Origin of the sequence: Pantoea sp. RIT-PI-b, assembly GCF_001187905.1 — a bacterium.
In the GTDB taxonomy this organism is placed as follows: domain Bacteria; phylum Pseudomonadota; class Gammaproteobacteria; order Enterobacterales; family Enterobacteriaceae; genus Pantoea; species Pantoea nemavictus.
Genome location: NZ_LGIS01000027.1, coordinates 187,727 through 200,628 on the forward strand (window position 1 = coordinate 187,727; position 12,902 = coordinate 200,628).

14 protein-coding genes and 1 other annotated feature are annotated in these 12,902 nt (G+C 50.4%); of the genes, 9 read left to right on the plus strand and 5 right to left on the minus strand.

The features are described 5' to 3' along the window. Positions 1–70: 70 nt before the first annotated feature. From rpsP to rplS, 4 genes are read left to right on the plus strand one after another with little or no spacing between them, the layout of a single operon-like run. A complete protein-coding gene (rpsP, locus tag AC790_RS18270) occupies positions 71–319 on the plus strand; it encodes a 30S ribosomal protein S16 (protein ID WP_007893313.1) in 249 nt (82 codons plus the stop codon). An 18-nt stretch (positions 320–337) separates the two neighbouring features. Beyond that, complete coding sequence (gene rimM / locus AC790_RS18275) at positions 338–886, plus strand: ribosome maturation factor RimM (protein ID WP_007893314.1); 549 nt, start codon at positions 338–340, stop codon at positions 884–886. 35 nt (positions 887–921) lie between these two features. Continuing rightward, a complete protein-coding gene (gene trmD, locus AC790_RS18280; protein WP_049852675.1) occupies positions 922–1,686 on the plus strand; it encodes a tRNA (guanosine(37)-N1)-methyltransferase TrmD in 765 nt (254 codons plus the stop codon). 42 nt (positions 1,687–1,728) lie between these two features. Next, positions 1,729–2,079, plus strand: a complete 351-nt coding sequence (rplS, locus tag AC790_RS18285; RefSeq protein WP_007893316.1) for a 50S ribosomal protein L19 — start codon at positions 1,729–1,731, stop codon at positions 2,077–2,079. Between the two features lie 56 nt (positions 2,080–2,135). On the opposite strand, the gene AC790_RS18290 is transcribed toward rplS, so the two are convergent. Further along, positions 2,136–2,657 carry a GNAT family N-acetyltransferase gene (locus AC790_RS18290; protein WP_049852676.1) on the minus strand — a complete coding sequence of 174 codons (522 nt, stop codon included), beginning with the start codon at positions 2,655–2,657 and terminating at the stop codon, positions 2,136–2,138. A 287-nt stretch (positions 2,658–2,944) separates the two neighbouring features. On the opposite strand from AC790_RS18290, the gene AC790_RS18295 reads away from it, so the two are divergent. Then, positions 2,945–4,024: a 3-deoxy-7-phosphoheptulonate synthase gene (locus AC790_RS18295; RefSeq protein ID WP_049852677.1), complete on the plus strand. Its 1,080-nt coding sequence runs from the start codon at positions 2,945–2,947 to the stop codon at positions 4,022–4,024. A gap of 6 nt (positions 4,025–4,030) precedes the next feature. Further along, the gene (gene tyrA, locus AC790_RS18300; protein ID WP_007893321.1) at positions 4,031–5,152 is read left to right on the plus strand and encodes a bifunctional chorismate mutase/prephenate dehydrogenase; all 1,122 of its coding nucleotides are present in this window, start codon (positions 4,031–4,033) and stop codon (positions 5,150–5,152) included. 33 nt (positions 5,153–5,185) lie between these two features. On the opposite strand, the gene pheA is transcribed toward tyrA, so the two are convergent. The 4 genes from pheA to bamD form a co-directional block, all read right to left on the minus strand. Further along, positions 5,186–6,349, minus strand: a complete 1,164-nt coding sequence (gene pheA / locus AC790_RS18305; RefSeq protein ID WP_007893323.1) for a bifunctional chorismate mutase/prephenate dehydratase — start codon at positions 6,347–6,349, stop codon at positions 5,186–5,188. Between the two features lie 22 nt (positions 6,350–6,371). Beyond that, positions 6,372–6,496, minus strand: a sequence feature (Phe leader region). Further along, a complete protein-coding gene (gene pheL, locus AC790_RS24795; RefSeq protein ID WP_100703679.1) occupies positions 6,448–6,495 on the minus strand; it encodes a pheA operon leader peptide PheL in 48 nt (15 codons plus the stop codon). (Overlaps the previous feature by 48 nt.) A 96-nt stretch (positions 6,497–6,592) precedes the next feature. After that, a complete protein-coding gene (raiA, locus tag AC790_RS18310; RefSeq protein WP_007893325.1) occupies positions 6,593–6,919 on the minus strand; it encodes a ribosome-associated translation inhibitor RaiA in 327 nt (108 codons plus the stop codon). A 276-nt stretch (positions 6,920–7,195) separates the two neighbouring features. Continuing rightward, the gene (bamD, locus tag AC790_RS18315; RefSeq protein ID WP_007893327.1) at positions 7,196–7,936 is read right to left on the minus strand and encodes an outer membrane protein assembly factor BamD; all 741 of its coding nucleotides are present in this window, start codon (positions 7,934–7,936) and stop codon (positions 7,196–7,198) included. 130 nt (positions 7,937–8,066) lie between these two features. Between bamD and rluD the strand changes: the two genes are divergently transcribed. The 3 genes from rluD (at position 8,067) to clpB (ending at position 12,472) form a co-directional block, all read left to right on the plus strand. Then, entirely contained in the window at positions 8,067–9,047 is a 981-nt protein-coding gene (gene rluD / locus AC790_RS18320; protein ID WP_049852678.1) for a 23S rRNA pseudouridine(1911/1915/1917) synthase RluD, read from the plus strand. Next, positions 9,044–9,772 (plus strand): purine nucleoside phosphorylase YfiH, encoded by a 729-nt coding sequence (gene yfiH, locus AC790_RS18325; protein ID WP_049852679.1) that lies wholly within the window; start codon positions 9,044–9,046, stop codon positions 9,770–9,772. Before rluD ends, yfiH begins: the two co-directional genes overlap by 4 nt. A gap of 126 nt (positions 9,773–9,898) precedes the next feature. Further along, positions 9,899–12,472, plus strand: coding sequence for an ATP-dependent chaperone ClpB (gene clpB / locus AC790_RS18330; RefSeq protein ID WP_049852680.1), 2,574 nt, complete (start codon positions 9,899–9,901; stop codon positions 12,470–12,472). The last annotated feature ends 430 nt before the right edge of the window (positions 12,473–12,902 follow it).

The following is a 12,902-nucleotide window of genomic DNA, read 5'->3' on the forward strand; positions in this document are numbered from 1 at the left end:
GCTTTTTATATCGCGCTCGGGCCCCGTTCCTCGATGGGGCCCGAGCGCTTTATTAACTAATGAGGATGTTATGGTAACAATTCGTTTGGCACGTCACGGCGCTAAAAAGCGTCCGTTCTATCAGGTCGTCGTTACTGACAGCCGCAATGCTCGTAACGGTCGTTTCATCGAGCGCGTAGGTTTCTTCAACCCGATCGCTTCTGGTCAGGCTGAAGGTCTGCGTCTGGATCTGGACCGTATTGAGCACTGGGTTGGCCAGGGCGCAACGCTTTCTGATCGCGTTAACGCGCTGATCAAAGAAGCAAAAAAAGCAGCTTAATCTGTCACGGTGGTGAGCATGAGCATTAAACCTGCCGGGCAGCCTCCCGTTAACCCGATCGTATTGGGAAAAATGGGCGCGGCTTACGGCATTCGAGGTTGGCTCAAAGTGTTTTCCTCCACTGAAGACGCTGAAAGCATCTTCGACTACCAACCCTGGTTTATCCAGCGCGCCGGTAAATGGCAGCAGGTCGAACTCGAGGGCTGGAAGCACCACAATCAGGACCTGATCATCAAAGTCAAAGGCATTGACGATCGGGACGCTGCAACGCAGTTGACCAATTGCGAAATTACGGTTGACTCCACGCAGCTGCCAGCGCTGGAAGCAGGTGATTACTACTGGAAAGACCTTATGGGTATGAAAGTCGTTAACCTCGAAGGCTACGAGATGGGCAAAGTCATTGATTTGATGGAAACCGGATCGAACGACGTTCTCGTCGTTAAGGCAAACCTGAAGGATGCATTCGGTGCGCAAGAGCGGTTAATTCCGTTTCTTGATGAACAGGTTATCAAGAAAGTCGATCTCTCTACTGGCCTTATTGAAGTAGATTGGGATCCTGGTTTTTGATCTCCGGACAATCCGGTAACGTAACGGCGAACGCGATGTGGATTGGTGTTATTAGCCTGTTTCCAGAGATGTTTCGCGCTATTACCGAGTACGGGGTAACTGGCCGGGCAGTAAAAAATGGCCTGCTCAACATTCAAAGCTGGAGTCCTCGTGACTTCACGCATGACCGGCACCGTACCGTGGACGACCGTCCTTACGGCGGCGGACCGGGAATGTTGATGATGGTGCAACCCTTACGGGACGCCATCTCCGCAGCGAAAGCGGCGGCGGGAGAAGGCGCTAAGGTGATTTATCTTTCACCTCAGGGTCGCAAACTGGACCAACAGGGCGTTTGCGAACTGGCGACGAATCAGAAGTTGATTCTGGTTTGTGGTCGCTACGAAGGGATAGATGAGCGCGTAATTCACACTGAGATTGACGAAGAATGGTCAATCGGTGATTACGTTCTCAGTGGCGGTGAGCTACCAGCCATGACGTTGATTGACTCAGTCGCCAGGTTTATTCCCGGCGTATTGGGGAAACAGGCGTCAGCCGATGAGGATTCGTTCTCGGATGGTTTGCTGGATTGCCCGCACTACACCCGACCTGAAGTGTTAGAAGGGATGGAGGTTCCGCCAGTTCTACTGTCGGGCAACCATGCCGATATTCGCCGCTGGCGTCTGAAACAGTCGTTAGGCCGTACCTGGCTAAGAAGACCTGAACTTCTGGAAAACCTGGCTCTGACTGAAGAGCAAGCACGGTTGCTAAATGAGTTCCAGCGTGAACATCAGCAGCAACAAAACGATGAGGCGGGAGAGTAATCTTCCCTCACTATCAGTTTACCCAGGATAAGAGATTTAATTATGAGCAACATTATCAAGCAACTTGAACAAGAGCAGATGAAGCAGGACGTACCTTCATTCCGTCCGGGTGATTCCGTGGAAGTGAAAGTATGGGTCGTAGAAGGTTCTAAGAAGCGTCTGCAGGCATTCGAGGGCGTGGTTATCGCTATTCGTAACCGCGGTCTGCATTCTGCATTCACTGTTCGTAAGATTTCTAACGGCGAAGGTGTTGAGCGTGTGTTCCAGACTCACTCACCAGTAATTGACAGCATTGCTGTTAAACGTCGTGGTGCTGTGCGTAAAGCCAAACTGTACTACCTGCGTGAGCGTACCGGTAAGTCTGCTCGTATCAAAGAGCGTCTTGGCGCGTAAGCGACTTCTCAAAGTTAATAGCAAACAAGGGGTTGGCCATTTGGTCAGCCCCTTTTTTATGGTCGTTTTAAATGATAAATCGCCGTATTGACCGCGCCATTGGCTAATACGATCAATCCGTAGCGATAATCGACAAACGAAAAGCCGCTACGCAATGCCACTGCACGACTCGCGTGGTTCTCTTCTGCAGCCAGAATCTCAAGCTGATTAATATGTGGATGCTGAAAGCCAAACTCGACTAACTGCGCTACCGCGCGGGTTGCTACGCTTTGCCGCTGAGCATCACTTCGTACCCAATATCCTAATGCGCTAAATTCGCCCGGATGCCTGGCGAAGCGTATACCGGCGCCACCCAATAACCGATCCTTGTCATCGACAATGGCGAACTCTTCAGCCTCACCCTTGGTTCGCTGGATGTGCGTGAAATTGATCCAACTAACCGCTTCCTCTAAAAGATAATCATCATGCGCCCACGCCAACCAGGGCTTAAGAGTGCTCAAGGATTCATTAACGGCCTCAGTAAAAGCATCGATATCTTGCAGGGTAAAGGGACGTAATTTCACAATGGGAATAGGCATCGTACGGCTCCTGAAAAATGTCAGAATAACAAAATGTTAGCTGCACGTTGAATAATAAATAAAGTTGGTAAAAAGATTTCGTAACCATTACTTTACACTATTGCGTTGCGCGCACACTTATATATTATTGATATATATGATTATTTATATTGAATCGTGATTATGTATTCTTGGTGGTAACAAAACTGTACATATATGGATTGCATGATGTACAGAGTGTGATAAAGTGAGCGCCATCCTCAGTGAGGATCCCAAACCGCATAAACGAGTAAAAAAGGATCGCAATCATGCAAAAAGACGCGCTGAACAATGTGCATATCGCCGACGAACAGATTTTAATCACTCCGCAAGAGCTGAAAGCAAAATTCCCGCTCACTGCGGCGCAGGAAGCGCAAATTGCGTCTTCTCGTCAAACCATTGCTGACATTATTGCGGGCCGCGATCCGCGCCTGTTGGTGGTTTGTGGTCCTTGTTCGATTCACGATACCGAAGCTGCACTTGCCTATGCCCGTCAGTTGCAATCTCTCTCTGCACAGTTGAAGGATCAGCTGTACATCGTTATGCGCGTTTATTTTGAAAAACCTCGTACCACCGTCGGCTGGAAGGGGTTAATCAACGATCCTTATATGAATAACTCGTTTGATATGGAAGCCGGGCTGCACATTGCGCGTCAGCTGCTGGTTAATCTGATGGAAATGGGTTTACCGTTGGCGACTGAAGCGCTGGATCCAAACAGCCCGCAATATCTTGGCGATCTGTTCAGCTGGTCGGCTATCGGTGCGCGTACCACCGAATCACAAACCCACCGAGAGATGGCATCGGGCCTTTCTATGCCAGTTGGCTTTAAGAATGGCACGGATGGCAGCCTCGGCACCGCTATTAACGCGATGCGCGCCGCCGCGATGCCGCACCGTTTTGTCGGTATCAATCAAGCCGGGCAGGTTTGTCTGTTGCAAACGCAGGGTAATCCTGACGGACACGTGATTCTGCGCGGCGGAAAAGCGCCAAACTATGGCCCAGAAGATGTCGCTCAGTGTGAAAAAGAGATGCTGAAAGCGGGACTGCGTCCGGCCTTAATGATAGATTGCAGCCATGGTAATTCTAACAAAGACTATCGCCGCCAGCCTGGCGTAGCCGAATCGGCTATCGCGCAGATTAAAGATGGCAACCGTTCCATCATTGGCCTGATGCTGGAAAGCAATATTCATGAAGGTAACCAGTCTTCCGAGCAGCCACGCAGTGACATGAAATACGGTGTGTCCGTCACTGATGCCTGCATTAACTGGGAAACCACTGAAACCTTGCTGCGTGAAATCCATCAGGATCTGCAGGGAGTGCTGTCGGCGCGTCTGTCACACGAGGTGTAATGAGTCATGGTGGCTGAACTGACCGCGCTACGCGATCAAATTGATGAAGTAGATAAAGCCCTGCTTGGCTTACTGGCAAAAAGACTAGAGCTGGTTGCCGAAGTAGGAGAAGTCAAAAGCCGCTACGGTTTGCCAATCTATGTTCCTGAGCGTGAGGCTAGCATGTTGGCTTCACGCCGTCAGGAAGCTGAGGCACTCGGCGTATCGCCGGATTTGATTGAAGATGTGCTGCGTCGTTTAATGCGCGAATCCTACGCGCATGAGAATGATAAAGGCTTCAAAACACTCTGCCCAACATTGCGTCCAGTGGTGATCGTCGGTGGTCGTGGCCAGATGGGACGTCTGTTCGAAAAGATGCTTACGCTGTCTGGTTATCAGGTGCGCATTCTGGACAAAGGCGATTGGGATCGATCAGACGCGTTGCTGCGAGATGCAGGCATGGTGATCATCAGTGTGCCGATCCATCTCACAGAACAAATTATCGGTGAATTACCGAAGTTGCCAGAAGACTGCATTCTGGTCGATTTGGCCTCGGTGAAAAATCGGCCGTTGCAGGCCATGCTTGCCGCACACACTGGGCCGGTACTTGGCCTGCATCCGATGTTTGGTCCGGATAGCGGCAGCCTGGCGAAGCAGGTTGTGGTTTGGTGTGATGGTCGTCAGCCGGAGGCGTATCAGTGGTTTCTTGAGCAGATTCAGGTATGGGGCGCGCGTTTACACCGCATCAGTGCGGTCGAGCATGATCAGAATATGGCGTTTATCCAGGCGTTGCGTCACTTTGCGACCTTCGCTTATGGCCTGCATCTGGCCGAAGAGAACGTCAATCTGGATCAGCTATTAGCGCTGTCTTCGCCCATCTATCGCCTCGAATTGGCAATGGTTGGACGTCTGTTTGCACAGGATCCGCAGCTTTATGCTGACATTATTATGTCGTCTGAGAGCAATCTGGCACTGATTAAACGTTACTATCAGCGCTTTGGCGATGCCATCAAACTGTTGGAGCAAGGCGATAAACAAGCTTTCATCGACAGCTTCCAGCGTGTCGAGCATTGGTTTGGTGATTACGCTAAGCGTTTCCTGGTTGAAAGTAGAAGCATGCTGCGATCGGCTAACGACAGCCGTCAGTAAAACAGAAGGCATCCAGATGGATGCCTTTTTTACTTAGAGACGTGGTTCTACTGGCACCACATTCTCGCCCGGATAACAGCCGAGTACTTTTAATGAACGGGTTAAGCCGCTTAACTCAGCCAACGCTAACTGCATACTTTCAGATTGCAGATTGCCCTGCACATCAATGTAAAACATCTCTTCCCATGGATTACCGTTAATGGGGCGGTTCTCCAGTTTGCTCATAATCAGACCGTGATTGCGTAGCACCATCAGCGCTTCAACCAGTGCACCGGCTTGTTGGCCAGTCGCCATAATCAGCGTAGTTTTCGCCGGTACCTGATTGGATACTTCAATCGCTTTGCGAGCTAGCACGATGAAACGCGTATGGTTCTGCTGTTGATTGGCCAGATTACGCTCTAAAACCTGCAATCCATACAGTTCACCGCCCGCTTCACTACCTAATGCGGCAACCTTCGGTGAATTCAACGCTGCAACCTTTTCCATCGCAGCAGCAGTACTTTCGGTGTATTCAATTTTCCACTGCGGGAAGCGATTAATAAATTGGCTGCATTGCTGGAACGGCTGTGGATGGCTGTAAACCGTTTCGATCTGCTGCAGATCGGTGGTGCCATTTACCAATACACAGTGCTCAATGGGAATGGTCAGTTCGCCAACAATTGATAAAGTGGTTTGCTGAAGCAGATCGTAAACGTCGTTGATAGAGCCAGAGCTGGTATTTTCGATGGGCATCACCGCGTAATCCGCCTGACCACTTTCCACCTGATGAATGATGTCATGAAACTTCAGGCAGCCGATCTCCACCATGGAGTCAAAGTGACGTGTGGCATATTTACGCGCTGCAAGATGCGAGTAAGAACCTTTCGGGCCCAGGAATGCAATACGCGGAGCGTGCGCATGTGGATGATTAAGGTTTTTCTGCAGTAAAGCCTGTTGGGTAAGAACGGAATCTTCAATTACCAGTTGGAATAAACGGGTAATGTAGTGCGCATCAAGCTGATGTTTTTTTCCCAGAGAAATCAGGTTTTCCAGTAAAGCACGTTCACGTTCAACGTCGCGAATAGGGCGATGTGTGGCAAGTTTGGCCTGTGCGACTTCAACGGCCAGGGTGCGACGCTCCGACAATAGCGCTAATAGCTTTTCATCAACTGCGCTAATTTTATCGCGTAACGCCAGTAGTGGATTTTCGGGATTCATAGGGCTCACCTGTAAAATGTCCAATAAAAAAGCCTCCCATTTGGGAGGCTTTGTTGTTCGTCTTCGCATTCATTTTCACATGACGAATCGCCTCCCAATCAGGGGAAGGTAAAAAAGAATGCGAAGAAGAACGGTAGATGTTTCATGGTTGTTTCCATAGATGAGGTGGTTTGAGAGTAACCGCAGTGATTTAAAGCTGTCAATAAAAAACGCGCCCGAAGGCGCGTTACTGAAGATGTATGTTTATTCCGTTGGCATGAAATCTTTCACACTGCTGTTGGCGCGACGGGCTTCGGGTTTATGTTGCGCTTTATTGAGTTGTCGCTCCAGCTTGGCAATCAAGTCATTGATGGCCGTATACATATCATCATGTTTCGCGCTGGCAACCAGCGTTCCGTTAGGCGTATTAATGGTGGCATCTGCCACAAACTCCTTCGGCTCTTTCGATAACACAATGTGAGGGTTTATCAGATGTGTTTGCCATTTTTCCAGCTTGGCGAGACGCTCTTCAACGTGATTACGGATGGCCTCGGTGATTTCCATTTGTTTGCTGGTAATGTTCAGAATCATAGTTAAACCTCTCTGTCATTTCCGTCTGGGTAGGACCAGCATACCGCGGATATTAAGAAAATGTGTGATCTATATCACATTGAAATGTCACATTTTGTCAATGCCGCTTAATTGTGAGAAAGGCCGGGAAAGTGGCGGGTAACGCTTGAAGATGAGCGGAGAAGGGCGCATTATTGAATGGATAACATTAGCGATAAATCTATAAAATTATTGAGTTAACCAAAAAATGACATAAAAAAAGCAGCCGCGCGGGCTGCTTTTTTGTGGGTGTAATAATCAGGATTGATTATTAGCCGCAATGATTTTCGCCACTTTATCGGCTTCAGTTGTTAACTGAAGCTGACGGTAAGCATTTTCCATCAACGGCAACGCTTCATGAGTTGCCTCGGTGTCCGGATAATCCTTCATCATCGTTTCCACACGATTAACTACAGCGACATACGCACCGCGCTTGGTATAGAATTGCGCCACCGAGAGTTCATACTTCGCCAGACGTTCTTTCAGGAACGCCAAACGTTTCTGCGCATCCGCAGCATATTGGCTGTTTGGATAACCGCGCAGTAGCTGCGAGAAGTCACGGAAAGCATCACGAGCGTGCGTCGGATCGCGATCGGAACGATCGATACCGAAGAAGCCCTGCAATGCTGAATCATCCAGCGCCATATCCGTGAGACCTTTCATATAGATGACATAGTCGATGTTCGGATGGGTTGGATTCAGACGCATAAAGCGTGAAATAGCGGCTTGCGCCAGTGGCAGATCGGCATTTTTGTAATACGCGTAGATCAAATCCAGCTGTACTTGCTGCGAGTAAGGACCAAACGGATAGCGGTTATCCAGTGCTTCCAGTTGCTTAATCGCCGCTTTAAAGTTACCGTCCTGCAGCTTTTGCTGAGCCGTGGCGTAAATTTCAGACGGCGGGCTGTCCGGGACGGGATCCGATGAGCCGGAACAGCCCACAAGCGCCAGGCTCAGGCTCAGTGTGGCAGCAGCCACCAGATGTTTCATACGCGTCATGACGAAATGATTATCCTCAAAGTGTTATAGCAGAAGCTGTCCGTATAGCTCCCAATTATGGCCAGGTACGATAGCACATTATATTAAACGGCATCGCCGTGAAAACCCAACGTTAACGAAGAAGCTGTATATGGCACAACAAGTTCAACTCACCGCAACGGTGTCCGAAGCACAACTTGGACAACGCTTAGATCAGACTTTGGCAGAATTGTTCCCTGATTATTCACGTTCTCGTATAAAAGAGTGGATTCTCGAGCGTCGAGTCAGCGTAAACGGCACCATCATCGATAAACCAAAAGAGAAAGTTTTTGGCGGTGAGCATGTCGCGATCGATGCTGAGATCGAAGAAGAGCAACGCTGGGAAGCGCAAAATATCCCCTTAAACATCGTTTATGAAGATGACGATATTCTGGTGATCAACAAGCCGCGTGGTCTGGTGGTACATCCAGGCGCCGGTAATCCTGACGGCACGGTGCTTAACGCACTGCTTTATCATTATCCACCGATCGCTGACGTACCTCGTGCAGGTATTGTTCATCGTCTGGATAAAGATACCACCGGTTTGATGGTGGTTGCGAAAACCGTGCCTGCACAAACTCACCTGGTTGAAACGCTGCAGCTGCGTGAAATTACGCGTGAATATGAAGCGGTAGCCATCGGTACCATGACCGCAGGCGGTACGGTGGATCAGCCAATGGCGCGCCACTCAACTAAACGCACGCACATGGCAGTACATCCGATGGGTAAACCGGCAACCACGCACTATCGCATTATGGAACACTTCCGTGCCCATACGCGTTTACGTTTGCGCCTGGAAACCGGCCGTACGCATCAGATTCGTGTGCATATGGCGCATATCAACCACCCACTGGTGGGTGATCCGTTGTACGGTGGCCGTCCACGCCCACCAAAAGGTGCCTCTGAAGCCTTCATCAATACGCTGCGTGGTTTTGACCGTCAGGCGCTGCACGCCACGATGTTACGTCTTTATCATCCGATTACCGGTATCGAGATGGAATGGCATGCGCCATTGCCGCAGGATATGGTGGATTTGATTGATGCCCTGAAAGCCGATACCCATGAGTTCCGCGATCAGATGGATTGGCTATGAGTGAATGGATCATCCCGGACTGGCCTGCGCCGCAGCGTGTTCGGGCATGTTCCACCACACGTTTTGGCGGTTTAAGCCACGCACCATGGGATTCGCTGAATCTTGGTGGACACGTCGGCGACCTTGCAGAGCATGTTGCGCTTAATCGGCAACGTTTAGTTGAGCAACTGGCGTTACCGGCGATGCCGCAATGGCTAAATCAAATCCATGGTCAGGTCGTCGCGCGTTTACCTTCAACGGAGACGCTACCTCCTGCGGATGCTGCAATTACGCGTGAAAACGGGGTGGTTTGCGCAGTGATGACGGCGGATTGCTTGCCGGTGCTGTTTTGCAGCAGAGATGGCAGTGAAGTAGCAGCGGCACATGCTGGCTGGCGCGGCCTCTGCAATGGCGTGCTGGAACAGACCTTATCGCAGTTTCATTGTTCGGCGAATGACATCCATGCCTGGCTTGGCCCGGCAATTGGTCCGCAGGCATTCGAAGTTGGGCCAGAGGTCAGATCGGCATTTATGGCTCACTCCGAGCAAGCTGAAGAGGCTTTTCGCCCGGTAGGTAGCAAATATTTTGCCGATATTTGGATGCTGGCACGCCAGCGTCTGCAGGCCGCCGGCGTGCACTCCATAAGTGGTTCAACGCGTTGTACCTTCCATGAACGTGATGATTTTTTCTCCTTCCGGCGCGACGGCATCACCGGGCGTATGGCAACTTTGATTTGGCTGAGATAACCTTACGCCACAAGACGGTCCAGTTAGCGTATTTTTTGCTCACAACTCAGGTCATTAACCTTGAAAAATTTGAGGGATGACCTCATTTAATCTCCAGTAGCATTTTGACCTGTAATGGGAGGAATTATGCGTCTGGATCGTCTTACTAACAAATTTCAACTGGCTCTTGCCGATGCACAGTCCCTTGCTCTGGGACATGACAATCAATTCATTGAACCCCTTCACATGATGAGCGCGTTGCTCAATCAGGAAGGCGGATCGGTGCGTCCGTTGCTAAGCGCAGCGGGTGCCGATGTAGCTGGTCTGCGTACCAGTATCGAACAAGCAATTAATCGACTGCCGCAGGTAGAAGGTACCGATGGTGACGTCCAGCCATCCGCCGATCTTATTCGGGTGCTTAATCTGTGCGACAAGCTGGCGCAAAAGCGCGGCGATAACTTTATATCATCCGAATTATTTGTTTTGGCGGCCCTCGATTCACGTGGCTCACTGGCTGATCTATTGAAGTCAGTTGGCGCGACATCGGAAAAACTCTCTCAGGCCATCGACCAATTACGGGGAGGAGATAACGTGAACGATCAAGGTGCTGAAAATCAGCGTCAGGCATTGAAGAAATACACTATTGACCTTACAGAGCGTGCCGAGCTAGGCAAGCTTGATCCGGTCATTGGTCGTGACGAAGAGATCCGTCGCACCATTCAGGTGTTGCAGCGTCGTACCAAAAACAACCCGGTGTTGATTGGTGAGCCCGGCGTGGGTAAAACCGCCATCGCTGAAGGCTTAGCACAGCGCATCATTAATGGTGAAGTTCCGGAAGGGCTGAAGGGGCGTCGCGTACTGGCTTTAGATATGGGCTCGCTGGTGGCGGGTGCCAAATATCGCGGTGAATTTGAAGAGCGTCTTAAAGGCGTGCTTAGCGACCTGGCGAAACAGGAAGGTAACGTCATCCTGTTTATCGACGAGTTGCACACGATGGTTGGCGCCGGTAAAGCGGACGGCGCAATGGATGCGGGTAACATGCTGAAGCCGGCGTTGGCGCGCGGTGAACTGCACTGCGTTGGTGCTACCACGCTGAATGAGTATCGTCAGTTCATTGAGAAAGATGCCGCGCTGGAACGTCGTTTCCAGAAGGTATTCGTGGCTGAGCCGAGCGTGGAAGATACCATCGCAATTCTGCGCGGTCTTAAGGAACGTTATGAACTGCATCACCACGTGCAGATCACCGATCCCGCGATTGTGGCTGCGGCAACGCTGTCGCATCGTTATATTTCCGATCGTCAGCTGCCGGATAAAGCGATTGACCTGATCGACGAAGCGGCATCCAGCATTCGTCTGCAGATGGATTCTAAGCCGGAGTCGCTTGATCGTCTGGAGCGTCGCATCATCCAGTTAAAACTGGAGCAGCAGGCGCTGAAGAAGGAGTCGGATGACGCCAGCCTGAAGCGGCTGGAAATGCTGGAAAGCGAACTCGATCAGAAAGAGCGTGAATACGCTGAACTGGAAGAGGAGTGGAAAGCGGAAAAAGCCTCCTTAACCGGCACGCAGAACATTAAAGCAGAGCTGGAGCAAGCACGCCTAACGATGGAGCAAGCGCGTCGTGTTGGCGACCTTGGTCAGATGTCTGAGCTGCAGTACGGTAAAATTCCAGAGCTGGAAAAACAGTTAGCCATCGCTACGCAGTCTGAAGGTAAAACCATGAAGCTGCTACGCAACCGCGTGACGGATGTGGAGATTGCCGATGTGCTGGCACGTTGGACCGGTATTCCTGTCGCGCGCATGATGGAAGGTGAACGTGAGAAGTTGCTGCGCATGGAGCAAGAGCTGCACGCTCGAGTGATCGGTCAGAACGAAGCGGTGGAAGCGGTATCGAATGCAATCCGTCGTAGTCGTGCAGGTTTGTCGGATCCAAACCGTCCGATTGGTTCCTTCTTGTTCCTCGGACCAACCGGCGTGGGTAAAACCGAATTGTGTAAGGCGCTGGCTAACTTCCTGTTCGACAGTGACGATGCGATGGTACGCATTGATATGTCCGAGTTTATGGAAAAACACTCGGTGTCGCGTCTGGTGGGTGCTCCTCCAGGATATGTTGGTTACGAAGAGGGCGGTTATCTGACGGAGGCGGTACGTCGTCGTCCTTATTCAGTTATTTTACTGGATGAGGTTGAGAAGGCGCACCCTGATGTGTTCAACATCTTGTTGCAAGTACTGGACGATGGCCGCTTAACTGACGGACAGGGCCGTACGGTCGATTTCCGTAATACCGTAGTCATCATGACTTCGAACCTCGGTTCCGATCTCATTCAGGAACGTTTTGGTTCTCTGGATTATCCGGAAATGAAAGAGGTGGTGATGACGGTTGTTGGACAGCATTTCCGTCCTGAATTTATCAACCGTATAGATGACATGGTAGTTTTCCACCCGTTGGGCGAAAAACACATTGCATCTATTGCGCAGATTCAGCTGCAGCGTTTGTATCATCGTCTCGAGGAGCGCGGTTATCAACTGCATATCTCTGAGGCGGCGCTCAAGCTGCTTGGCGAAAATGGTTATGACCCGGTTTATGGTGCGCGTCCGTTGAAGCGTGCAATCCAGCAACAGATTGAAAACCCGCTGGCGCAGCAGATTCTCTCTGGTGCTTTGGTTCCGGGTAAAACTATTGAAATGGATGTTAAAGACGATGTGATTGTTGCTCACCAATAATCCATTGTGATTAAAACGGGCCTTCGGGCCCGTTTTTTTTGGTCTTATCGCAAGAATTAGCTGGTTTTTACAACGTATCGCCTGGAAAGTGAGCGGTCGTGCAAAAACTTTGAATTTGCACTTGTCACCTCCGAATAACTCCCTATAATGCGCCACCACTGAGACGGCAAAGCGGCAACGCAGGCGGCTCAGCAGGGAGTGAAGAAATTCATCCCGCCGGATGAAAACGCTGAAAAAAGTGTTTGACTCTGAAGGAGGAAGGCGTAATATACGCCACCTCGCGACAGGCGGTTAACCCGCTGTTCGCAACGCTCTTTAACAATTTATCAGACAATCTGTGTGGGCACTCGCAGGATTGATATCAGCGTCTCCGGACGCAAAAAAATATCAAGTCTCACGAGTGAACACATAATGAAATTCATTATGACGT